The following is a 22,410-nucleotide window of genomic DNA, read 5'->3' as shown; positions in this document are numbered from 1 at the left end:
AGATCAACGCCTGCGCATCGGCGCAGCTTAGACCAAGGCGCTTTGACGGCTGGCCTCCAGCGGCAAGCGCCGGAAAATCACCTTCTTGCCTTTGACCATGGTGGACACCGGCTTGGGCGTCACCACCGCCACCGGCGTTTTGCTCTGCGCGGCGTCCTGCTCGGCGCGGGCCGTCAGGCCCTGCAGCTGCTCAGCCACTTCAATCAGCATATCCCGCGAACGGGTGCGCTCACGACGCAGATCGGAGCGCCCCTTCACCAACGACTCAATGCACTTGATGCGGCGCATGGCGGTGGTCTCATTGACCCCGTAGAGGGCGCCGATCAGTTGATAGGTGGCGCGGAAGCGATAGTAGATCATCAGCGCCATCAAGTGGTTCTCCAGATCGGGAATGCGGTAGGGGCGACCGGAGACCTTCTTGTTGCCCTGCAGCACGGACCACTCAGGACGCAGCGCTTCCGCCAGTTCAGCGAACTGCGCCAGCTCCATGCCACATACGCGGGTAAACAACTCCGTATGGGGTTTGAGCAGTTGATAGGTCAAATGCGGAAAATCGTGCTGGGTCACCATCGGTTTTCTCCCGTCAACAGTCCATCCCTTACGCCGTATCCATAACCTGTTTGTACTGTGCGGATCGACGCGCTGCTGCCTCTCTAAAGCGCAGATTCCGGGCCATGTTTTTTCGCAGATAATTCCTCTTTTAAGTTCAGATGATTAGCAATTCTTCCTGAGTTTTTTTCATCTTGCAAAAGCCTGTAAATATCTTGCGCGTGAAATGGCCAGAAATTAATTTATATAAAATTATTCAATGTGTTGTACTTATGCAAGATTCCTACACCCTGTTAAAACGCTTACACCCCTTTTGCAGTGTCGGCCAGCGCAACGGTCACTTAAGAGAATTGGCGGCTTGAAACCGAATGCGCATCGTTCTAATCTGAGATTGCATCAAAATTCAAACACAAGACGCGCCGCCTGAACGCCACCTGGCGGCGACCGGTTGCGCACTCAGCGCCCGGTCGAAGCACGTAGCGCCGATTCGGGGATTTATGGCCTCTTTAGACGACACCCCCTCCCTCTTCTCCAACCTTGAGGCTGATGAGCCGGAAGCATCCGGCTGCCTGAGCACAACGATCATTCACACCGATGGCGCCTGCAGCGGCAACCCCGGTCCGGGCGGTTGGGGGTATGTGTGGGAACGCGACGGCTTGGCGGGACAAGCCGCAGGGTTTTCACCCCGCACCACCAACAACCGTATGGAGCTGCTGGCCGCCATTCGCGCGCTGGAGAGCCTGCCGCGCGGGAGCCAAGCCGAAGTGATCACCGATTCCGCCTACGTCAAAAATGGCATCACCGAATGGATACATGGTTGGAAGCGACGCAACTGGCGCAAGAGCGGCGGCGGCGCCGTGCTCAACGCCGATCTATGGAAACGATTGGACGCCCTTGCCGCCCAGCGTTCGGTTGAATGGCGCTGGATCAAAGGACACGCCGGACACCCCGGCAACGAAGCCGCCGACGCCCTGGCTCGCCGGGCGATCAGCGACGGTTTGAACGGTTTGGCCGATGCCGACCCCGAAGGCGCGTTGTAACGGCCAGACCATCTTTCACTCACCAGGAGAGACGCTATGTTCGAGGATCAACTGCAAGCGGTGCAGGAACTGCTGACCACCAATGAGGCGTTCAAAGAGCTGTATGATCGCCATCAGGATTTGAAAAACCAGGTGAGCGACCTGAACGGCAGCACCGTTGACGACTTTACCCTGGAGCGTTTGAAAAAAGAGAAACTTCTTCTCAAAGATCAGATGGCGACGATCCTCAACCAACACACCGGCGTCTGAACGCCGGAACCGGAGGGGCGCTCACACGCCCCTCTTTTTTTCCGCATTGAGCGCGTCCCCTTCCATCTCTCGCGCGTCGCTTGCTTGGCGATGCGCGTCACGGGCGCCCGTTCGGGCGACTGTGACGACCCTGCGGAGTGATTAGCATGAACGCCGCCTCTCCCCTGCCTTCTGCAGAGCTGATTGAACAAGCTCTCAAGCGTCTGCCCGACAGCCACCAAAAAGCTGCGCAAAACCTGTTAACCCAGATATTGCATGATCTGAAGGGATCGCTCTCTTCGGCGCTGTGGTGCGACGCGCAGGGGCTGGAAGCGCTGTTTACCCTGTTCAACACCCCCCTGGTCAATGACAATGGCGGCGTCAAACTGCACATTGGTCGGCACGCGGGCGTACGCGACGACGACGAGACCAACGCATCGCCCTGCGCCCAGGGCGGCACGCGCATCATCATCCATCTGCACGACACCCCCTACATCCTCGATGCGGTGCGCAACTTCCTTAAACAGAGTGGGCTATCGCTGTTCGCCCAAGCTCACACCACCCTGCTGGTCAAGCGCAACGCCAAAGGCCATCTGGTCAACGTCGCTACCCAGAAGGTGAAAAACACCGACGCCTACACGCGCGAGATGGTGATCCTCATGCTCACTGAGGAGATCCTTGAGCCCGAGGCGTTTGATACCCTGCGAGTCAATCTGCAGGCGGTGTTGGACTGGGTCAAGCTGTCGGTGGACGACTTCCCGCAGATGGTGGCGCGCATCGAACAGGAGGCCGAACGGCTGGAGGGGGAGAGCCACGACGTCGAAGCGCAATTTCTGCGCTGGGTGGAGGATGGCAATTTTGTCTTCATGGGCGCGCGCATGCTCCTGGGTCATGGCGGTCAGTTGCGCAACCACCCCCATGAAGCGCCGTTGGGCGTCTATCGCAGCGCCCAGGTGGACGCCCTGCTGGCCCGCGTCATGCCCGGCATGCGTGAGGAGATCGACGCCATCCTCGACAACATCACCCAGCAGCCACCGCAAAAGGATGACGGCGCCACCCTCACCATTGACTACTGTGAACATGGCCAATCTGTGATCTACAACGCCGAGGGCGCTGACTTCTTCCTGCTCAAACGCCCGCATACGCTCAAGGACGGCGAGCTGACCTGGAAGGTGTTTATCGGTCTGGGCCGCTTCTCGCGCGCCTCTCTGGCCAGCCGCGCCTCCACCGTACCGGTGCTCAATATTCGCCTGAAAGAGACGCTGGCGCTCTCCGGCTTCGAACCGGGCTCCTATCTGCACCATGAGTTCCGCAATCTCTATGACCGCATGCCGCTGCGGGAGCTGTTCTACTCCAATCCCGAGGTGATCACCGAACAGATTCGCGAAATCCTGGAGATGGAAGGCGAGAACGACGTGCGCGTGCTGGCGCGCATGGGGCGCTTTGAGAACTATGTTTCCGTCATTACGGCGGTGTCGAAAAACCGCTTCTATTCGCGCCTGACCGACAAGGTCAAAACCATTCTATCGCGCCATATGGAGTACCCGGTGAGCACGGTGTCGGTGTCGGAAACCGGCTCGACCTTCTTCATTGTCTGCTACGCCAACCACACGCCAGGCAAGCCGTTCAGCTTCCATCGCGCCATGCTCGAAGCGCAGATCCGCCGCGAGGTGATGACCTGGGAGGACAAGCTGCGCGAAGAGCTGCTCCACAGCCTGCCGCCTCGCGCCGCGCATAGACGCTTTAATCGTTACGCCAACGCTTTTGAGCCGGTATTCAAGGAGGCTGCGCCTGCGCCGCAGGCGGCGCGGGATATCGATGTTATTGAGTCCCTCACGCCGCGCAAGCGTTTCGCCAGCCGTGTGGCCCACTATGAAAACGGCGGCGTCTACATCAAGCTCTACACCGATGACCCGGTGGAGCTGACGCGCATGGTGCGCACGTTTGATAACTTCGGCGTCGCCTGTCTGCACGAATTCTCCACTCAGGTGCGGTTGGAGAACGACAAAACCATCACCATTCAGCGCTTTGAAGTGGGCGGCCCGTCACGGGACCGTGAGCAGCTTACCAACCGCGCTGAGTTGTTCAGTCAGGCGCTGGACGCCATCCACGATGGCCGCATGCTCGACGATGCGCTGATTCAGTTGGTGCTGCTGGAGGGGTTTGAGCCCAAAGAGATCCTGTTGATGCAGGGAGTGCGGCAGTACCTGCTGCAGATCCGTCGCGAACTCTCCGCCGCCAAGGTCAATCAGGTGCTGATCGTGCACCACAAGCTGGCGCGCTTGATCCTGGAGGCGTTCCTGTGCCGCTTCGACACCGGCGGCAAACGCTCGAAGAAACTGATGTGCGACACCGCCAAGCGCTTCGAAGAGGGGCTGCAGGAGGTGGTCAATTTGCAAGATGACCAAGTGCTGCGCGGTCTGCATAACGTGGTCGAATCGATGCTGCGCACCAGCTACTTCCGCGAGGATTGCGAGCAGCGCATCTCGTTTAAAATCGACAGCGCCGCCATCTCGGAGATGCCCTCGCCGCGCCCCTGGCGCGAGATCTTCGTCATCACCCCCACTTTGGAGGGGGTGCATCTGCGCGGCGGGCGCGTGGCGCGCGGCGGGCTGCGCTTCTCCGACCGCCACGACGATTTCCGCACCGAAGTCCTCGGCTTGATGAAAACCCAGATGGTGAAAAACGCCATCATCGTGCCGGTGGGCTCCAAGGGCGGCTTCATCATCCCGCGCATTGGCGAGATCACCCCCAGCCACCGCATGGCCTATGTGGAGGCGCAGTACAAGGACTTCATTCGCGGCCTGCTGGACATCACCGACAACCGCGTGGAGGGCGGCATCGCCCACCCGCCTGACGTGATGATTCTGGATGAGGAGGACCCCTACCTGGTGGTGGCCGCCGACAAAGGCACCGCCACCTTCTCCGATATCGCCAACGGCATCGCCGAGGAGGAGTACGGCTTCTGGATGGGCGATGGCTTCGCCTCCGGCGGCACCCACGGCTATGACCATAAAAAGGTGGGCATTACGGCGCGCGGGGCCTGGGAGTGCATCCGCCTGCACTTCCACGAGCTGGGCCATGACATCTACACCGACCCGTTCACCGTGGTGGGCATCGGCGATATGTCCGGCGACGTGTTCGGCAACGGTCTGCTCTCCTCCCGGCAGATCAAACTGGTGGGCGCGTTCAACCACCTGCACGTCTTCCTCGACCCCGATCCCGACACCGAGAGCAGCTTCGCCGAGCGCGAGCGGCTGTTCAAGATGGGGCGCTCCTCCTGGAGCGACTACGACGTCAGCCTCATCTCCAAAGGCGGCGGCGTGTTCAATCGCTCGGCCAAGGCGATTCCGCTCAACGACACGCTGCGCAAACTGCTGGACACCAAGGCCGAATCCCTCTCCGGCGAGCAGGTGATTCAGCGCCTGCTCACCGCGCGGGTGGATCTGCTCTACAACGGCGGCATCGGCACCTATGTGAAGGCCCACACCGAGAGCCAGCTGGATGTCTCCGACAAGGCCAACGACTCGGTGCGGGTGGACGCCAGCCAGCTTAAATGCCGCATCGTCGGCGAGGGCGGCAATTTGGGGCTGACCCAGCGCGCGCGCCTGGAGTTCGCCGTCAATAAAGGGCGCGTCAACACCGATGCGCTGGACAACTCCGGCGGCGTGGACTTGTCGGACCATGAGGTCAATCTGAAGATCCTCTTCGCCCACCTGCTGCAAGTGGGCGAATTGGACTCCATCGACAGTCGCAACACCCTGCTCTCCAAACTCACCGAGGAGGTGGCCAATATGGTGCTGGCGGACAACCGCATGCAGCACATGGCCATCAGCCGCGACGAAATTCTCTCCTCCCAGAGCCCGGAGATTTTCCTCGACGGCCTGGACATGCTGCACGAGTTGGCCGGACTCAATTTCGTTGATGAGAACGTGCCCTCGCGTGAGGCGCTGGTGGAGATTCTGGACGATGGCCCCATGCCGCGTCCGCTGCTGGCCATCATGCTGGGCTACGCCAAACTCTACGCCTACACCCGCCTGCTCGACTCCGAGTTGGTGGATATGTTCTTCTTCGAGCGCTATCTGGTCAGCTACTTCCCCGCCTCGGTGTCGCGCGATTACGGCAAGGAGCTGTCCGAGCACTTCCTCAAGCGGGAGATCATCGCCACCTGCATCACCAACCGGGTGATCAACCAGACCGGGGTGGGGCCGCTGCTGGCCACCTTCAACAAAGTCCGACGCGCCCGTCCCGACGGCAACCCCTTAAGCGATCTGTTCAAAGCCTATCTTATCGCCGAGAACATGGTGGACGCCCCCAGTTTCCGTCACGACGTGCATGCGCTAGGAGTCAATGTCAAAGCGCCTATCAAGTATCAGGTGCTGGCGGATATGGAGTCGGTGCTGCTGCATCTGGCGGCGTGGATGCTGACGCATCTGTCCAACGACCGCATCACCATCGATGTGATCAACCTCTACGGCAAGGTGATTCTGGCGTTCCAGCGCAATTTGTGGGAGTCGCTGCCGCAGCTACTCTCCGCCGAGCGCGTAAACGAGCTAGACAAGCGCCGCAAACAGTTGGAGAAGATGGGGCTGAGCGAGAAGCTGGCCAAACAGACCGTGCTGCTGCCCTATCTGAAGGACGCCATGACCATCCTGCACCTGAAGGAGTCGCTACATGTGCACTTTGAGCCGGTGGGCCATCTCTATATCCAGGTGGACGACTTCTTCGGCATCTCCTGGATCGAGGAGAGTCTGCAGAAGGTGCGCAATCGCGATGTATGGGGCCGCCTGAATCTGGAGAACGTGCGCAAGGAGTTGTGGGAGACCCGCACCCGCCTGGTCAAACGCATCATCACCTTCAAGCGCCACAATGAGTCGGTGGCCGAAGCCTTTGCCAACTATCTGCAAGAGGTGGAGTCGCAGGTGGAGGAGTATCAGGCGCTGATGACGCAGTTGCGCGAACAGCAACTGCAGGATCTGTTGCCGCTATCGGTGCTGGTGCGCAAACTGCGCGACCTGCTGTTGATTGGTCAGGAAGAGAGCTGAATCAAGGAGCCGGAAGAGCATGAGTGAGCAGAACAAGAGCCCCAATGCGGTATGGCAGGAGGTGAGCGTTACGCGCGCCAACCGCGAAAAGCTGCATGGGCATCGCAGCCTGCTGGTGTGGTTTACCGGCCTGTCGGGCTCGGGCAAATCCACCCTGGTGCACGCCACCGAACAGGCGCTGCACGCCCGCGGGCGACGCACCTACGCCCTGGATGGCGACAATGTGCGCCACGGCTTGTGCGCCGACCTGGGTTTCTCCGACAACGACCGCACCGAGAATATTCGCCGTATCGGTGAAGTGGCCAATCTGTTTGTGGACTCCGGGGCCATTGTGCTGGCGGCGTTCATCTCGCCGTTTCGCGCCGACCGCCAAAAGGCGCGCAATCTGGTGGACCCAGGCGACTTCATCGAGGTGTTCTGCGACTGCTCGCTGGAGATCTGCGAACAGCGCGATGTGAAGGGGCTTTACAAAAAGGCGCGTCGCGGCGAGATCAAGGATTTCACCGGCATCTCTTCGCCTTATGAGGCCCCCATCGACCCGGAAGTGAGCCTCAATACCGGCGAGTTGAGCGTGGCCGAATGCGTGGAGCGCATCATGGCCGTGGTGGAGGCGCGCACGCAACTGACCGGCGATTAATGATAGCTGGGGGCGCGTTCAAGGCGATTTGAACGCGCCCCACGCCACGAGCGCCCACCCCAGCATAATCAGGGTTCCGCCCCAGGGGGTGGCGACGCCCACCCAGGCCAGCGCCGGGGCCAGGGTTTTGATAAAAATCGTGCTGGAGAAGAGCAGCGCCCCCAGCAGCAGCGCCCAGCCGCCGGTCAACTGTGCGCCAGAGCCCCCTCCTCGCGCCAAAATCAGCCCCAACAGCGCGGCGGCGATGCCGTGCAGCAGTTGATACTGCACCGCCGACAGCGCCGACTCCCAGCGCCCGGCGGCGACCAACGCTTCGCGCAATCCATGATGAACCCAGGCTCCCAGCCCCACCGCCACGCCTGCGCAAAGCGCCCCTAAAGCAGACAAATGGCGTGGCCCGAACAGCAGCTTGATTCGATCCATAACGCTCTCTCCCCACCCGGGCGCGTCGTTTTCCCCTTGGCGCCCCGGGGTGTTGTGGCTTAGATAAATGCGATCCAGATTTGCCCGAATGAGTCTCAGCGAAAACCCAGAGGCGCGCAATGAGCGACGAAGACAACTCCCATTCCGACGACCACGGCGAACACCATCCGCCGCGCTTTCCCGTGGGCCATCCCGACCGCGTCAATATGCCGGACACAACGCCCAAAGCCCCGGCGCGGGACACCGAGGATGAAGCCGAGGAGAGCATTCGCGAATCCATGCGCCGTCAGGCCGCCCAGCAGCGCGAAGAGGCCCACCATCAGCGTGAGGAACGCGCCCATCACCCCAGCACAGGAGCTTCCGGGGCCATGATCGAAGAGGACCATCTGCGCCAGTTCATCGACCGCATCGAGCGCCTGGAAGAGGAGAAGGCGGGCATCATGTCCGCCGTCAAGGATATCTACCAGGAGGCCAAGAGCGTCGGTTTCGACCCCAAGATCATGCGTCAGATCATCCGACTGCGCAAAATGGATCCCAACGAAATCGACGAGCAGGAGATCCTGCTGCACACCTACAAAAAAGCGTTGGGCATGGAGTAATTCGCCCCTGCGTGGTGTCCCTCTTCTAAGAGCTCCTTTCAAAATGAGAGCATCGCGACGACCCAGCGGCGATTTCGGCGCGCACAGCAGCAGAGCGTATAGATATACGTGAGCAGCGAGCACGACGAAAGCGTCGCTGGGGCTAGCAGGGCTCCATTTTGAAAGGAGCTCTAAGCGTCCAATTTGGCGCGCGGTTTTTCCGGCAGCCCCGAGCGGCCCGTCACTTAACCAGGAGAGTGGATATGATTTCTCGCAGAGCATTGATCCAGGCCGCCGCCGTCACCGGCGTGGGCGTGGTCGCCAGCGCCGCCCCGGCGCGCGCCATGCAGCCTGTGGACGCCAAAATGGCCGGCGGCGTCTACTACACCGCAGCCTACCCGGGACGCTGGAGCGGCAAAGCCGCCAGCCACGCGCCGCGCATCACGGTGACGCCCCAGGCAGATGGCGCCAAGGCAGTGGAGATCGTCACCGAGCATAAAATGCACGGCTACAAACACTATATCGTCAAGCATGTGCTGCTGGACGCCAACTACGGCTTTCTGGATGAAACCGTGTTCAACCCGGAGTCCGACGAAGCCAAATCGACCCACACCCTGCCGCCGGGTTATACGGGTCCGGTCTACGCCTTAAGCATGTGCAATCTGCACGACGTGTGGCTGTCTGCGGCGCAGGCGTAGAAACAAAGCAATACTGAACAAACGGCCAATGTTTGCGTGACGCTGGCCCGTCTTGCGCTGACTATTGGCCGCCGACTGGTCGGCGGCGGGGTCTGGGGTCTGCGACCCCAGCGGGGTGTGGGGCAGCGCCCCACGATTTGGCTCTTGGGAGCTCGAGGGCGAAGCCCTCGATATCTTCCATTTACCGTTAATCAAGCATCCGATTTTGGCTTCCCCTGAAGCTATAATCAACATCGCGGCCCCATCAGGAATAGCCCGCAGGGCCGCAATATGGGATCATGAACCGGCTAAACGCTGTGCGTTTAGCCGGTTTTCATTTGTCCATGGCGCATAGCCATGGACTGCATTTCAGTCAGGTTCGACAGCCATCATGCAAAAATTCTTCGCCACCACCGCCAAGGGTCTGGAAGCCGCGCTGGCCAGCGAGTTGAAAACCCTGGGCCTGCGCGATGTGCGCGCCGCCCGCGCCGGCGTCAGCTTTACCGGCGAGTTGGAAGCGGGCCTGCGCGCCTGTTTGTGGTCGCGGGTGGCCAGCCGCGTGGTGATGCGCCTGGACAATCTTCCCGCCGCCACCGCCGACGCTCTGTATGAATCGGCGCGCGCCTTCCCCTGGGAGGAGCATCTGGCCCCAGAGGGCACCCTGGCGGTGGACTTCCTTGGGACCAATGATGAGATCCGCAACACCCAGTTCGGCGCGGTGACCATCAAGGACGCTATCGTCGACCGCCTGCGCGATCGCAACGGCGTGCGCCCCTCGGTGGAGCGTCAACAACCGGACCTTCGCGTCAACGCGCGTCTGCGCGGCGAAACCGTGCTGCTGGGCATCGACCTCTCCGGCGACGGTCTGCATCGACGCGGCTACCGTCTGGAGGGCGCGGGCGCGCCGCTGCGCGAAACCCTGGCGGCGGCGATGCTTATCTACGCCGACTGGCCCGCTCGCGCTGCGGCGGGGGAGCCCTTCATCGACCCGGTGTGCGGCTCAGGAACATTGGTCATCGAGGCGGCGCTGATGGCCGCCAACTGCGCCTCGGGGATGGATCGCGACTACTTCGGCTTCAGCGGCTGGCTGGGCCGCGACGATGCCCTGTGGCAATCCCTCATGGCCGACGCCGAGGCGCGCTGTGAAGCGGGGCTGGATGCGCTCAAATCCGCCATCAACGGCTATGACATCAACCCTGAGGCCATCCGACAAGCGCGCGCCAACGCCCGTCGCGCCGGGGTGGGCTCGCTGGTGCATTTTGACGAAGGCGATCTGTTCCACTGGCGACCAGACACCGCCGAATTCAAAGGCGGCGGTCTGCTCACCGCCAACCCCCCCTATGGCGAGCGACTGGGCGACAGCCAGTTGCGCGACGATCTCTCCGCCAAATTGGAGTCCCTGCTGCACGGTCCGCTGCGCAGTTGGGGCGCGGCGGTGATTCTGCCCCAGGAGGCGGGACGCGGGTCGTTCCAACTTCCTGGCGGCGCGCCGCAGGAGGCGTTCAACGGCGCCATCCCGTGTGATCTGTGGATTCGCAACACCGCGAGCGCCCCCGCCCAAGCCGCCGATGCGCCGCTCTCCGAGGGCGCGACGATGCTGGCCAACCGGCTGAAGAAGAATCTCAAGCGTCTGAAACCGTGGCTCAAGCGCGAGGCGCCGGAGTGCTATCGCGTCTACGACGCCGACATGCCCGAGTATGCGGTGGCGGTGGATCGCTACGGCGAGTGGGTCCATGTGCAGGAGTATCAGCCGCCCAAAGATGTCGACCCGCAAGCGGCGGCGCGCCGCTTCGATGAGGCGTTGACGGCCATCGGCGCCGCCCTGGACGCGCCCCCGGAGCGCATCGTGGTGAAACTGCGCAAACGGCAGCGCGGCGAAACCCAATACACCCGGCAGGATGACCAGGGGCGTTTTCTGGTGGTGGAAGAGCACGGCGCGCGCCTGCGCGTCAATCTCACCGACTATCTGGACACCGGCCTGTTCCTGGATCACCGCCCCCTGCGGCGCATCATCCAGCAGGAGTCCATGGGCAAACGCTTTCTCAATCTTTTCTGCTATACCGGCGCCATCACCGTGCACGCCGCCCTGGGCGGCGCGTATGAATCCCTGAGCGTGGACATGTCTGGCAACTATCTGGACTGGGCGCGGCGCAATCTGGACGAGAACCGCTGCGACCCCAAACGCCACCGCATCGAACGCGCCGACTGCCTCTACTGGATCCCCCGCTCACGCGAACGCTTCGACCTCATCGTGCTCGACCCACCCACCTTCTCCAACTCCAAAAAGATGGTGGAAACGCTGGATATTCAACGGGATCACACCATGCTGATCAGCCAGACAGCGGCGCTGCTCAATCCTGGTGGAACGCTCTTTTTTTCCACCAATCGCAAACGCTTCCAGCCCCAATGGGATGCGGATTTCGGCGTCTCCGACGGATTGACGATTACTGAAATTACCGCGCAGACCCTGGACCCGGATTTCAACCGCCAACCGCCGCCGCATCGCTGCTGGCGTGTTGAAAAAGGGCTCTAATGACGTCATTGTGCAGTAAATTATTCAAAGCCCCGGATTTTTGAGGTATCTTTTCCCCTGGCGATCCGGCGGCGGCAGTCGTACAATCGCACCATTATTACAATTCGTCGGGATCACACCCCATTCGCCGGAGCGCAGTCCAGCCTCTGAGCGAGGAGCCCAAACGCATTGAGTTGAGGAGGTATTTCAGTGGCTGACAACAAGAAATTCCGCCTGGTCACCCGCAGTGACTTTGACGGACTGGTGTGCGCGGTGCTCCTGCGTGAACTGGACATGATTGATGAGATCAAGTTCGTCCACCCTAAGGATATGCAGGACGGCAAGATCGAAATCACGGGTCAGGACATCACCACCAACCTTCCCTACGTGGAAGGCGTGCACCTGGCTTTTGACCACCATGCCAGTGAAATGATGCGTCGGGGCGAAAAGAAGCCCGAGAATCACATCATCGACCCCCACGCCCCCTCCGCGGCCCGCGTGGTGTACAAGTACTTCGGCGGCGCCGAAGCCTTCCCCCGCGTCTCCTATGACATGATGACCGCGGTGGACAAGGGCGACTCGGCCATGTTCACCGAGGAGGAGGTGCTGCGCCCCACCGGTTGGGATCTGCTCAACTTCCTGATGGACGCCCGCACCGGCCTGGGCCGCTTCCGCGACTTCAAAATCTCCAACTACCAACTGATGATGCATCTGATCGAGTACTGCCGCGATCGCACCATCGAAGACATCCTGGAAGTGGAAGACGTCAAAGAGCGCGTGGAGCTCTACTTCGAGCAGGAAGAGAAGTTCAAAGAGCAGATCCGTCGCTGCTCCACCATCTACGGCAATCTGGTGGTGCTGGACCTGCGCAACGAAGAGGTCATCTATGCGGGCAACCGCTTCATGATCTACGCCATGTATCCGGAGACCAACATCTCCATTCACGTGATCTGGGGCTTCCAGCGTCAGAACACCGTGTTCGCCATCGGCAAATCGATCATCAACCGCACCTCCAACACCAATGTTGGCGAGCTGTGCTTGAAGTATGGCGGCGGCGGTCACCGCAACGCCGGCACCTGTCAGATCGAAACCGACAAGGCTGAAGAGACCCTCAAAGAGATTGTGGGCAAGATCAACGCCGACGGCTAATCAGTCTATGGCGGTGGCGTTATCGCCCTGTTGTCATACAGAAAACCCGAAGGGCTCCCCTTCGGGTTTTCTTGTTCTGGACACCCTCCCCTCATCCACAGGAGCATCGTCCCATGGTGCGAATACAGACAGAAGACTTCTCAGTGGACGAGGAGACGCGGGCGCTATTGGCGCACAACCCCCGCATTGGCGGCATCGTGACCTTTCTGGGCACGGTGCGGGACTTCTCCAGCGGCGAGGATGTGCAAGCCATCGAGCTGGAACACTACCCCGGCATGACCGAGCTGGAGCTGGAGCGTATCGAACAAGCCGCTCTGGCGCGCTTTTCCATCGACGCCATCACCGTGGTTCATCGTGTGGGGCGGCTGACGGTCAGCGAAAATATTGTCCTGGTCATCGCCGCGAGCATGCATCGCGCTGCGGCGTTTGAGGCCTGCCGCTACGTCATCGATCACCTGAAGGTGCGCGCCACCTTCTGGAAAAAGGAGTTCACCGCCCAGGGCGAGCGCTGGGTGGACTCCTGCCCCGGCTGCGAAGCCGCCGCCAGCCAGTGGGACGACCTGAAAGCGGGCCACACCCATGCCGACGCCTCAGACAAAGCTCACGACCATTCCCATCACCACCATCACGCCCACGACGCCGCCGCCCATCGCGACCACGACCACGCCATCTCCTGGGCTGGCCTGAACGTCGGGGTTCTGACTCTCTCCGATAGCCGCACATTGGCCCAGGACGCCAGCGGCGACGCACTGGAGGGGATGCTATTGAACTACGGCGCGCAGAGCATCAAACGCGCGCTGCTGGCCGATGAGCAAGCCGCCATTGAGGCGCATCTGCGTCAATGGGCCGATGTGGAGCGCCTGGACGTGATCCTCACCACCGGCGGCACCGGTCCCGGACCACGCGACTGCACCCCGGAGGCGACCCGTACGGTGACCAATCGCGAGCTACCTGGATTTGCTGAACTGATCCGCAGCGCCGGACTGGAGCAGACCCGCACCGCCGTGTTTACCCGAGGGGTGAGCGCTTTCCGGCAAAACTGTTTGATCATCAACCTCCCCGGCTCTCGTCGCGGCAGCGCACATTCGCTGCAAGCGGTGGCCGATCTGGTTCCCCACGCCCTGCGCATGGCGCTGGGCGGCGGTCACGGTTAACACACGCAGGAGCCCTTTATGATCACCTATGAAGAGGCGCGCGCGCGCGTCCTGCAGAGCGTTTCGCCTATTGATCGGACCGAGACCGTTTCCCTGGATGACGCTTTGGGGCGGGTGTTGGCGCAATCCATGGTCGCTCCATTTAACGTCCCTAACCACGCCAACTCCGCCATGGATGGCTACGGCCTGCGCCATGCCGACTTGAGCGACGCCCCCACCACCACGCTGACGCTGGCGGGGGAAGTCGCCGCCGGGGATTTCCGCGCACAGCCGCTGGAGCCCGGCCACGCGGTGCGCATTCTCACCGGTGCGCCCATTCCGCCGGGCTGCGACTGTGTGGTCAAACAGGAAGATGTCACCGTGGCGGGTCAACAGATCACCCTGCCCTCGAATCTGGCGCTGAACAACAATATCCGCCCGGCGGGAGAGGATATCGCTTGCGGGCAAACCTATCTGGAGCCTGGCAAGGCGCTCACGCCGCCGGATATCGGCCTGCTGGCCTCCATGGACCAAACAGAAATCCCAGTTTTCGCACGGTTGCGCGTGGCGGTGCTCTCCACCGGCAACGAAGTGACCCCAGCAGGGCAACCGCTGGCGCCCGGAAGAGTCTACGACAGCAATCGCGCTGCGCTCAAAGCCGCCATCACCGCTCTGGGTTGCGAGTGCGTCGACCTGGGCGTTGCGCCGGACGATCTGGCCGCCATTGAAGCCGCCCTACGCGATGGCGCCGCGCGCGCTGACGCGGTGATTACCAGCGGCGGCGTCTCGGTGGGCGACTACGATCTGGTCAAAGTGGCGCTGAAGAACCTCGGCGACATCGACTACTGGAAAGTGCGTATGAAGCCCGGCAAACCGCAGGCTTATGGCGTCATCGGTCCCGCGCGCTTTTTTGGTCTTCCCGGTAACCCGGTCTCAGCCATGGCCGTCTATCTGCTTATTGTGCGTCCAGCGCTGCTGAGGATGATGGGTCTTGCCGAACAGCCGGAGAATCTTTTGCGACTGCCGCTACAGGGCGGTTGGCGCAAAAAACATGACCGACGGGATTTCCTGCGCGCACGCGTTCACTTTCAAGGCGCGCAAAGTTACGTCACCACCACCGGACCGCAAGGCTCAGGGGTATTGAGCGGCATGGCGCGCGCCAACGCCTTTATCGCATTGCCGGAATCACCAGTGGTGATTGCGGATGGCGATTTGGTGGATGTGCTACTCATAGACTACGCGCCGGGAGTATGATGATGAGCGACCCGCTGAGCCATTTTGATGAAACCGGGGCCGCGACCATGGTGGACGTGGGCGCCAAAGCGGTTACTGAGCGTATCGCCATCGCCGGGGCCTCGGTGTGCATGCAGCCACAGACCTTGCAACGCATTCTGGCTCACGGTGTGGCGAAAGGCGATGTGATGGAGGTGGCGCGCATCGCCGGCATCATGGCGGCGAAAAAGGTTGATCAATTGATTCCGCTGTGTCATCAACTAAATCTCACATCTGTTAAAATTCATTTTGAACCCGTGGTCGAGGCCAGTCGGCTGGAGATCACCGCGCGGGTCAAGACCAGTGGTCAGACCGGCGTGGAGATGGAAGCCCTGACCGCAGCCAGCGTCACTGCATTGACCGTTTACGATATGGTTAAGGCTATGGACCGCGCGGTGCGCATCGAAGGCATACGATTACTGGAAAAATGCGGCGGCAAAAGCGGCCATTTTGTGCGCTCCGCACAAGATGAACCGTAAGTTCACGCTGAACGTGATGTTACTGCAAATGAGAGCTTCATGGCGCTAATCGATCCTTTTGGTCGGGCTATTACTTATCTGCGACTATCCGTCACGGAGCGCTGCAACCTGCGCTGTCACTACTGCCGCAAACCCGATGATTTCAATGAACGCGAGGATGATCAGGTCTTGAGCATGGCGGAACTGACGCGCTTAGCCCGCCTGTTTGTGGAGCTGGGAGTAGAACGCATCCGTTTGACTGGCGGCGAGCCACTGCTGCGCCAGGGCATCGTCGAAATGGTGGCTGAGCTCACTGCGTTACCAGGACTTCAAGAGGTCAACCTCTCCACCAATGCGCTGCTGCTCGAGCGACTGGCTGAACCGCTCAAACTGGCGGGACTGGGGCGCATCAATGTCTCACTCGACACTCTAAGACAACCAACCTTCACGCAAATCTGTGGCGCAGGGGATCCGGCTCGCGTCGTTGCCGGAATTGACGCCGCCATCGACGTCGGATTGGCCCCGGTGAAATGCAATATGGTGGTGATGGGTGGGGTCAATGACGATGAGATTGGCGACATTCTGAATTTTGCCCGTCAACGCGGCGTGACATTGCGATTTATTGAGACCATGCCCATTGGCGAGGCCGGTGCGCAAAGCATGTCTCGCTACATTCCGGCGCAGGAGATTCTCTCTCGCGTCTCCACTCTACTCGGCGCAGATCTGATCCCGGCGACAGAGCACCGTGGTCCAGGACCGGCGCGTTATTTCCACATTGCAGGCAGTCACGCCACAGTGGGCGTCATCTCGGCGGTCTCGCAACACTTCTGTGATAGCTGCAACCGAGTGCGCTTGACGTCGGAAGGTCAGTTGGCTCTCTGCCTGGGCGATGTCGGCCGGGTGGATCTGCGCGCCCCTCTGCGCAGCGGCGCACAGGACGAGTCAATGAAACAACACATTCTTCAGGCGCTGGCGCAAAAACCTTTGAAACACCCTTTTGATCAAGGCGGCTCATCAGGGAATGACATGGTCGCCCTTGGGGGTTGACATGCTCAATGAAGCTTCATTATTTCAGCATTTTACTGATACCTGAACACAGCAGAGCAGGTGTGCGCGGAATCATTTTTACCACAGCATGTCTAATAAGTCGGTGGATCTAATCACACCGGTTACGCTAACGGCGCCTTTTTTCTCATAACAAGTGAAAAAACATGACTAGCAGAATTCATGGTCTCGCATTGATTCGCTGAATGCCTGTAAATTTTTTCTGAAAAGTTTGCCTGTTACGCGCGCTCAAGCCGCTTTTTGTCTTTTACAGGCAGATGATAAAAGAGTATATCTAGTTCCAGATATGGGAAATCAATTACGGACGGGGATGCCTGTTATAACACAGACTGGCGGTGATTTTTTTACTCCCCGACCATCCCATGCGGCATGCTGGTTTTACAGCATGACGCCTTTACCTTGCCGGATAACAAGTCCGGTCGCCACGTGGCACAGAAAACGAAATAGAGACCATGACTCTAAGTAATCGTATCCGCACAGCGCGCGAATATGCCGGCTTTACGCAAAAAGAGTTGGCCGATCGCGTCAATATCAGCCAGACCGCCGTACACAAACTCGAATGCGGTCGCTCACGCTCCTCTCGACGTACTGTTGCAATCGCCCTGGCCTGCGGTGTAGATCCCATCTGGCTGGAGACGGGAGAAGGCAGTATGGTCAACGGGCCGGTGGGCGCGTTCGGCCACGCTTCCGATTCCGAAGCCACTTACTACGCACACGGTCAGAGACACTACTTCCAAGCGCCCATCATCTCCTGGGATGACGCCGCTCAGTGGGCCGCCAACACTGAAGAGAGTGGAAAAGAGCGCATCGATCACGACGGCTGGGCCCCGGTGGCGCAAGGCGTCTCCGGTAACGCATTCGCTTTGCGCGTGATTGGCGAATCCATGGAGCCTGAGTTCTCTGACAAGGATATCATCATTGTCGATCCTTCAGCCGAGGTCGCTCCAGGTCAACGCAACTATGTAGTCGCCATTGTGCCGGACCACAGCGGCGCGCCGATGACCTTGGACGCCAACGTACGCCCGACCTTCAAAGAGTATGTGATGGACGGCGGCATGAAATTCCTGAAGCCGCTTAACCCCCGCTACCCTATGGTCCAAGTGCAAGATGAGATCATTCTCCTTGGCGTGGTGGTGAGCAAATACAAAGAGTATCGCTAGTCATCTCGGCAACGCCTGTAAAAAAACCCCGCCAAGCCGAAGCTTGGCGGGGTTTTTTATGCGGAAAGACGCTTGGTCAAATTTGGCCTCAACTCGAAGCAGACTGACGTAAAACGCGCAGACCCCCAATTCGCCACAGCGCCGGAACCCCTAAAACCGTCACCACACAGTAAGAGATTGCTTGATAGATTAAAACCAGGCTCAGCGCCTCTTCCGCGCCAACCCCAAATGGCTTGAGAACCAGCACCGCTACCAGTTGAAACACGCCGACATAGCCTGGAGTTGAAGGCGCCAAGCTGGAAAACGCCAAGGCTGCAAAGAGAAGCGCGCACACCACAGGCTCCGCCTCGACGCCCACCGCAAGGGCTGTGGTCAGCATAAACCCAACCTCAAGAGTTAACCAAACCCCTGTCCACAGCAGAAACGCCGTCAACGGACGCCATTGATGCAATCCTCTGGACCCAAGAAGGAATTGACGCAACATGTGCTGAAGCGTAGCGGAGAAACTCTGTGGCAGCCGCGAACGCTCCAGCAGCGCAATCAACTTCTCTTCAAATAGCGGCAACGCAAGTAATATCACCAAAACCAAGGGCGCGCCCAACGCCATGGCCCCGCCGCCGCCGCTCAACCATGCTGGCGCCGCATCCAACAACGCCGTCGCGGCGCCCAGCAAACCCGCCAACGCTGCGGCGTCTGCAATGCGCTCGACCACAACTGTACCAAACAAGAAATTGCGCGAAACGCCGCTTCTGGCTGCGAGAGTAAAGATCCGCGCCACTTCGCCAGCCCGTGCAGGAAGGTAATTGTTGCCCAAATAACAGACCATATTGGCGTCGAACACCTGCCGCCACGGCAGCGGCGCCGAGGAAGACATGGTCAAGCGCCAACGCTGGGTTCTGGCCAGGAACGAGGCGATATGAATCAGTGCAGCAAGGCCGATAAGGAGCGGATCCGCTTGAGTCATACGCGCCCAAAGCTGAGCAAAATTCACATCACGAAAGGCTGCCCACAGCGCCACTGCTGCAATGGCAAGCGTGACGACAAGAACCAGATGGCGCTTAGTGATCATGGGCGCTGATGACTCATCTTGTGGCAGAGTGAATTTCAGAGGCGAATGAAATGAATGGCTTACTTCTGATGACGCAACTGATAGAGGAAAAAGGCTTGCAGGGTGGGACCATCCATCACGCCGCCGGGTTTGGCGGCCATCTCCAACATCTCCGCTTCAGAGAACCACCGCCCTTCGACAACGCCGATCTCTTCATCAATGGGGGCGTTTTCATCCAGCAGGCAGTTCTGTGCGGCAAACAGCGCGATGCAGGCGTTGGCCAATCCGGGGACGGGGTGAATGCGACCCAAATCAAGCATGTCCGGTTGCGCGCAATGCAGGCCGGTCTCTTCATACAACTCTCGGCGGGCGGCGACTTCAGGCTGTTCGCCATCATCCACAAAGCCGCCAGGAGCCTCCCAGGTCCATGCATCCACCGGGTGACGATAGATGCGCAGCAGATAGTAGGCGTTGTCCCGCACCGGCAGAATCATCGCGCCGGACAGTCCGGCGGAGCGCATGGATTTGGGCTCCACTACAAGATAGTCCGGCACATGATCGCCGTTGGGTTGCGTCAGCGCATCAGCATAGATGCGAAAGCGGCTGTTCTCCAGCGCCAGACGGCGCGCGTCCCAAGCATAGGGACGCTCGCCAGGAGGCGGACGCCAACTCACTGGTCGCCGTTCTGGAAGTGAATCGCGGTATCCGGGTCATAGACCATCACCTGCGAGCCGGTATGATCGATGCGCGTATCCACATGGATCAATTTGTTCAAACGTTCGCGCACGCGCTTCTGCAGCGCCGGACGCACACAGAACACCATGAAGCCGCCGGAACCGGCGCCCATCAGCTTGCCGCCACTGGCGCCCGCATCCATGGCCGCATTGTAGATCTCATCAATGCGCTCATTGGTGACGCTATCGGAGAGCTCACGCTTAAGCTTCCAGGACTCATGCATCAATTGGCCAAAGTGATCGATAGGCTGCTTGATATCGGTGAGGATATCGATGCTCTCATCAACCATCTTGTACATGCGCTTGAGCTGCTTCTCTTTTTTGCCTAGATTGGCGATCTTCTTACCCGCCACATCGGAAGCAAACCGCGTAATGCCGGTAAAGAAGAGCATCAACGAGCCCTCCATCTCCTGCATCCGCTCGCCGGAGAGGATCATGGGATCCACCTGGAAGGAGCCGTCGCGCAGGAAAGAGATCTTGTTGAAGCCGCCCAACGCCGCCGTAATCTGGTCCTGACAGCCCACATTCTCTTTGAGCACATTCTGCTCGATGTGGATCGCCTCCTGGGCCAGTTGCGCCTTAGTGACCATGCGGCCATTGAGGGCGTGGATGGCGCTCAGGAAGCCCACGGTAAACGAGGAGCTGGAACCCAAACCAGAACGCGCTGGCAAGTCGGCGTCGTGGTGAATCTCCAGACCACAGTTGACGCCGTGCTCCTGCATCACGCCGCGCACCACCGGATGTTGAATCTCAGAGAGCTCTTTGACCAACTCCACTTTGGAGTAGACGATGCGGTGCTTGTGCTCGAAGAACGGCGGCAGACGCCGCACAGTCAGATAGCAGTATTTATTGATCGCCAGCGCCAGAACCGCGCCTCCATGCTCCTTGAACCAGGGCGGGTAATCGGTGCCGCCGCCAAAGAAGGAGACTCGAAATGGGGTGCGGGTAATAATCATGAGCAGACCTCATACATCCAGCAGGGCGATGCGATCCAGACGCGCCTGGAAGAACGCCTGCGCCTGCTGGTAACTGTCTGGCGTGCCAAAGTCGATGAAGGGAGCGCTGACCACATCGGCGCGAATGGAGCCGGTGGGCATCGCGGCAAAGAAATCTTTTTCCAACGAGGGGCCTGCGCTCGCCATGAGACGATCCTGCTGGGCGGACTCCAGCAGATAAACTCCGGCGTTGATCAAACCCGGACCGGTGCGCGCCGGATCCTTTTCGGCGAAGCGGGAGATGCGTTCGGCCTCGTCCAACTCCACACAGCCGAAGCGGCTGCCATCCGGCACTTCAACGCAGAGCATGGAGAGATCCGCGCCGCTCTGTTGATGACCGCGGGCGAAAGCGCCCAGGTCAGCGTCCAGATAGGAGTCGCCATTCATGATCAGGCGCGGCCCGGCAGGCGCATCCATCTGCGGCAGCACAAAGCGCAGCGCGCCCGCCGTGCCGAGAGGTTCAGACTCCACAAAGCCTTCCACCCGCATCCCCTCCGGCAGGTCCAACTGCGCCAGATGGTCGCGTATCGCTTCGGCGCCGAAGCCCAGGCAGAAGACGATGTGATTGGCGCCATAGCCGCGCAGCCACGCCAGCAGATGACGCAGATAGGGCTCGCCCGCCAGCGGCGCCAGCAGTTTGGGGGTTTCGCCCAGAACCGAGCGAATGCGGGTGCCCAGACCGCCGGCCAACACCATGACAGGGGTGTTGGACAGCGACTGGTCGATGGGAAGCGTCGCCACCCGTTTAATCCGCTTACACGTTGGTGTAACGGGTGTTGCGGAGCATGGTGTAGCCCTTGATGAGCTCTTCGATGCCCATGTCCAGGGAGTAGGCGGGCATAAAGCCGGTGCCTTCGATCTTGTCGTTGGAGACGATGTAGTCGCGCTTGTCGGGATCTTCGCCGATGGGGGCTTCCAGAGGCACGAAGTTGGGCAGGTGCTTCTGGATGCGCTGGCACAGCTCCAGCTTGGACAGGTTGGCGTCGGACAGGCCCACATTGTAAGCTTCGCCGCGCATGGTGTCGAAGTTGTCCAGGGAGTGCATGAACACGCGGGTCACATCGCGCACGTGGATGTAGTTGCGCTTGAAGTGGGACTCGAACAGCACCACGGCGCGGTCATACACGGCGCGGTAGCAGAAGTCGTTGACCAGCAGGTCGATGCGCATGCGCGGGGCCATGCCGAACACGGTGGCCAGACGGAAGCTGATGGCGTTCTCACGCTCCAGCAGCGCCTCTTCCACTTCCACTTTGATTTTGCCGTAGAGGGAGATGGGACGCAGCGGCGAGGTTTCGTCGCAATACTTGTCCTTCTCGCCAATGCCGTAACCGGAGTTGGTGATGGGCATCAGCACGCGCTGCTCTTTGCTCATGTGCTTGAACATCATCAGCACCGCGTCGCGGTTGACGGTGATGGTGCCCACTTCGTCGCGGCTGCACAGGGGCGCGCCCACCAGGGCGGCCAGCGGAACCACCACGTCGCACTTGGAGACCAGATCCTTCATGATCTTCTCGTTGCGCACGTCGGCGTTGACCACCGTGAAGTTGGGGTTGGCGCAGGAGGTGTTGAGCGAGGATTGCTGGAACATGAAGTTGTCGATCACAGTCACCTTATGGCCCGCAGCCAACATTTCGGGGACCATAATCGAGCCCAGGTAGCCAGCGCCGCCCGTAACCAAAATGTTGTATTGCTCCGCCATGGTGTCAC

Annotated in this window: 20 protein-coding genes; 13 read left to right on the top strand and 7 right to left on the bottom strand. The window is 60.2% G+C overall.

The genetic code is table 11. The features are described from left to right. Window positions 1-27 precede the first annotated feature (27 nt). Window positions 28-570: a transposase family protein gene (locus MAIT1_RS08525; protein ID WP_085441852.1), complete on the bottom strand. Its 543-nt coding sequence runs from the start codon at window positions 568-570 to the stop codon at window positions 28-30. Window positions 571-1,046: 476 nt separating this feature from the next. Here MAIT1_RS08525 and rnhA point away from each other — a divergent pair, with 476 nt between their 5' ends. From rnhA to cysC, 4 genes are all read left to right on the top strand, one after another. Beyond that, the gene (gene rnhA / locus MAIT1_RS08520) at window positions 1,047-1,589 is read left to right on the top strand and encodes a ribonuclease HI (protein WP_085441851.1); all 543 of its coding nucleotides are present in this window, start codon (window positions 1,047-1,049) and stop codon (window positions 1,587-1,589) included. Between the two features lie 36 nt (window positions 1,590-1,625). Further along, complete coding sequence (locus tag MAIT1_RS08515; protein WP_085441850.1) at window positions 1,626-1,838, top strand: DUF465 domain-containing protein; 213 nt, start codon at window positions 1,626-1,628, stop codon at window positions 1,836-1,838. A gap of 146 nt (window positions 1,839-1,984) precedes the next feature. Then, complete coding sequence (locus MAIT1_RS08510; RefSeq protein ID WP_085441849.1) at window positions 1,985-6,862, top strand: NAD-glutamate dehydrogenase domain-containing protein; 4,878 nt, start codon at window positions 1,985-1,987, stop codon at window positions 6,860-6,862. A 19-nt stretch (window positions 6,863-6,881) separates the two neighbouring features. After that, the gene (cysC, locus tag MAIT1_RS08505) at window positions 6,882-7,499 is read left to right on the top strand and encodes an adenylyl-sulfate kinase (RefSeq protein WP_085441848.1); all 618 of its coding nucleotides are present in this window, start codon (window positions 6,882-6,884) and stop codon (window positions 7,497-7,499) included. 18 nt (window positions 7,500-7,517) lie between these two features. Here the strand turns inward: cysC and MAIT1_RS08500 are convergent, their stop codons facing one another. Continuing rightward, window positions 7,518-7,922 carry a DUF423 domain-containing protein gene (locus MAIT1_RS08500; RefSeq protein WP_085441847.1) on the bottom strand — a complete coding sequence of 135 codons (405 nt, stop codon included), beginning with the start codon at window positions 7,920-7,922 and terminating at the stop codon, window positions 7,518-7,520. Between the two features lie 368 nt (window positions 7,923-8,290). Between MAIT1_RS08500 and MAIT1_RS22575 the strand changes: the two genes are divergently transcribed. The 9 genes from MAIT1_RS22575 (at window position 8,291) to MAIT1_RS08455 (ending at window position 17,926) form a co-directional block, all read left to right on the top strand. Next, window positions 8,291-8,521, top strand: coding sequence for a DUF2312 domain-containing protein (locus MAIT1_RS22575; protein WP_085442032.1), 231 nt, complete (start codon window positions 8,291-8,293; stop codon window positions 8,519-8,521). 242 nt (window positions 8,522-8,763) lie between these two features. Then, window positions 8,764-9,198, top strand: a complete 435-nt coding sequence (locus tag MAIT1_RS08490; RefSeq protein WP_143814733.1) for a desulfoferrodoxin family protein — start codon at window positions 8,764-8,766, stop codon at window positions 9,196-9,198. Window positions 9,199-9,568: 370 nt separating this feature from the next. Beyond that, window positions 9,569-11,710 carry a bifunctional 23S rRNA (guanine(2069)-N(7))-methyltransferase RlmK/23S rRNA (guanine(2445)-N(2))-methyltransferase RlmL gene (gene rlmKL / locus MAIT1_RS08485; protein WP_085441846.1) on the top strand — a complete coding sequence of 714 codons (2,142 nt, stop codon included), beginning with the start codon at window positions 9,569-9,571 and terminating at the stop codon, window positions 11,708-11,710. Window positions 11,711-11,899: 189 nt separating this feature from the next. Continuing rightward, complete coding sequence (locus MAIT1_RS08480) at window positions 11,900-12,838, top strand: DHH family phosphoesterase (RefSeq protein ID WP_085441845.1); 939 nt, start codon at window positions 11,900-11,902, stop codon at window positions 12,836-12,838. 113 nt (window positions 12,839-12,951) lie between these two features. Further along, window positions 12,952-13,992, top strand: coding sequence for a molybdenum cofactor biosynthesis protein MoaE (locus tag MAIT1_RS08475; RefSeq protein ID WP_085441844.1), 1,041 nt, complete (start codon window positions 12,952-12,954; stop codon window positions 13,990-13,992). 18 nt (window positions 13,993-14,010) lie between these two features. Continuing rightward, a complete protein-coding gene (gene moeA, locus MAIT1_RS08470) occupies window positions 14,011-15,225 on the top strand; it encodes a molybdopterin molybdotransferase MoeA (protein ID WP_085441843.1) in 1,215 nt (404 codons plus the stop codon). 2 nt (window positions 15,226-15,227) lie between these two features. Continuing rightward, complete coding sequence (gene moaC / locus MAIT1_RS08465; protein WP_085441842.1) at window positions 15,228-15,722, top strand: cyclic pyranopterin monophosphate synthase MoaC; 495 nt, start codon at window positions 15,228-15,230, stop codon at window positions 15,720-15,722. 39 nt (window positions 15,723-15,761) lie between these two features. Next, on the top strand, window positions 15,762-16,748 hold the full coding sequence (gene moaA, locus MAIT1_RS08460; protein WP_085441841.1) for a GTP 3',8-cyclase MoaA: 987 nt from the start codon (window positions 15,762-15,764) through the stop codon (window positions 16,746-16,748). Window positions 16,749-17,218: 470 nt separating this feature from the next. Then, entirely contained in the window at window positions 17,219-17,926 is a 708-nt protein-coding gene (locus tag MAIT1_RS08455) for a LexA family protein (protein ID WP_085441840.1), read from the top strand. 88 nt (window positions 17,927-18,014) lie between these two features. On the opposite strand, the gene MAIT1_RS08450 is transcribed toward MAIT1_RS08455, so the two are convergent. The 5 genes from MAIT1_RS08450 to MAIT1_RS08430 are packed head-to-tail and all read right to left on the bottom strand — an operon-like array spanning window position 18,015 to window position 22,402. Then, complete coding sequence (locus MAIT1_RS08450; RefSeq protein ID WP_085441839.1) at window positions 18,015-18,995, bottom strand: lysylphosphatidylglycerol synthase transmembrane domain-containing protein; 981 nt, start codon at window positions 18,993-18,995, stop codon at window positions 18,015-18,017. Between the two features lie 59 nt (window positions 18,996-19,054). Continuing rightward, on the bottom strand, window positions 19,055-19,648 hold the full coding sequence (locus tag MAIT1_RS08445) for an NUDIX hydrolase (protein WP_085441838.1): 594 nt from the start codon (window positions 19,646-19,648) through the stop codon (window positions 19,055-19,057). Further along, window positions 19,645-20,664 (bottom strand): GHMP family kinase ATP-binding protein, encoded by a 1,020-nt coding sequence (locus tag MAIT1_RS08440; protein ID WP_085441837.1) that lies wholly within the window; start codon window positions 20,662-20,664, stop codon window positions 19,645-19,647. The genes MAIT1_RS08445 and MAIT1_RS08440 overlap by 4 nt, the downstream gene beginning before the upstream one ends. A 9-nt stretch (window positions 20,665-20,673) precedes the next feature. Next, complete coding sequence (locus tag MAIT1_RS08435; RefSeq protein ID WP_085441836.1) at window positions 20,674-21,444, bottom strand: nucleotidyltransferase family protein; 771 nt, start codon at window positions 21,442-21,444, stop codon at window positions 20,674-20,676. Window positions 21,445-21,457: 13 nt separating this feature from the next. After that, the gene (locus MAIT1_RS08430; protein WP_085441835.1) at window positions 21,458-22,402 is read right to left on the bottom strand and encodes an NAD-dependent epimerase/dehydratase family protein; all 945 of its coding nucleotides are present in this window, start codon (window positions 22,400-22,402) and stop codon (window positions 21,458-21,460) included. Between the last annotated feature and the right edge of the window lie 8 nt (window positions 22,403-22,410).

Origin of the sequence: Magnetofaba australis IT-1, assembly GCF_002109495.1 — a bacterium.
GTDB classification, from domain to species: Bacteria; Pseudomonadota; Magnetococcia; order Magnetococcales; family Magnetococcaceae; genus Magnetofaba; species Magnetofaba australis.
This window is presented reverse-complemented; position numbering and strand designations above follow the sequence as displayed.

What these genes read in the sequence shown, in the direction of transcription:
- MAIT1_RS08525 (WP_085441852.1), bottom strand. Translation starts at nt 570, where the DNA reads ATGGTGACCCAGCACGATTTTCCGCATTTGACCTATCAACTGCTCAAA.
- rnhA (WP_085441851.1), top strand. Translation starts at nt 1,047, where the DNA reads ATGGCCTCTTTAGACGACACCCCCTCCCTCTTCTCCAACCTTGAGGCT.
- MAIT1_RS08515 (WP_085441850.1), top strand. Translation starts at nt 1,626, where the DNA reads ATGTTCGAGGATCAACTGCAAGCGGTGCAGGAACTGCTGACCACCAAT.
- MAIT1_RS08510 (WP_085441849.1), top strand. Translation starts at nt 1,985, where the DNA reads ATGAACGCCGCCTCTCCCCTGCCTTCTGCAGAGCTGATTGAACAAGCT.
- cysC (WP_085441848.1), top strand. Translation starts at nt 6,882, where the DNA reads ATGAGTGAGCAGAACAAGAGCCCCAATGCGGTATGGCAGGAGGTGAGC.
- MAIT1_RS08500 (WP_085441847.1), bottom strand. Translation starts at nt 7,922, where the DNA reads ATGGATCGAATCAAGCTGCTGTTCGGGCCACGCCATTTGTCTGCTTTA.
- MAIT1_RS22575 (WP_085442032.1), top strand. Translation starts at nt 8,291, where the DNA reads ATGATCGAAGAGGACCATCTGCGCCAGTTCATCGACCGCATCGAGCGC.
- MAIT1_RS08490 (WP_143814733.1), top strand. Translation starts at nt 8,764, where the DNA reads ATGATTTCTCGCAGAGCATTGATCCAGGCCGCCGCCGTCACCGGCGTG.
- rlmKL (WP_085441846.1), top strand. Translation starts at nt 9,569, where the DNA reads ATGCAAAAATTCTTCGCCACCACCGCCAAGGGTCTGGAAGCCGCGCTG.
- MAIT1_RS08475 (WP_085441844.1), top strand. Translation starts at nt 12,952, where the DNA reads ATGGTGCGAATACAGACAGAAGACTTCTCAGTGGACGAGGAGACGCGG.
- moeA (WP_085441843.1), top strand. Translation starts at nt 14,011, where the DNA reads ATGATCACCTATGAAGAGGCGCGCGCGCGCGTCCTGCAGAGCGTTTCG.
- moaC (WP_085441842.1), top strand. Translation starts at nt 15,228, where the DNA reads ATGAGCGACCCGCTGAGCCATTTTGATGAAACCGGGGCCGCGACCATG.
- moaA (WP_085441841.1), top strand. Translation starts at nt 15,762, where the DNA reads ATGGCGCTAATCGATCCTTTTGGTCGGGCTATTACTTATCTGCGACTA.
- MAIT1_RS08455 (WP_085441840.1), top strand. Translation starts at nt 17,219, where the DNA reads ATGACTCTAAGTAATCGTATCCGCACAGCGCGCGAATATGCCGGCTTT.
- MAIT1_RS08450 (WP_085441839.1), bottom strand. Translation starts at nt 18,995, where the DNA reads ATGATCACTAAGCGCCATCTGGTTCTTGTCGTCACGCTTGCCATTGCA.
- MAIT1_RS08440 (WP_085441837.1), bottom strand. Translation starts at nt 20,664, where the DNA reads ATGATTATTACCCGCACCCCATTTCGAGTCTCCTTCTTTGGCGGCGGC.
- MAIT1_RS08430 (WP_085441835.1), bottom strand. Translation starts at nt 22,402, where the DNA reads ATGGCGGAGCAATACAACATTTTGGTTACGGGCGGCGCTGGCTACCTG.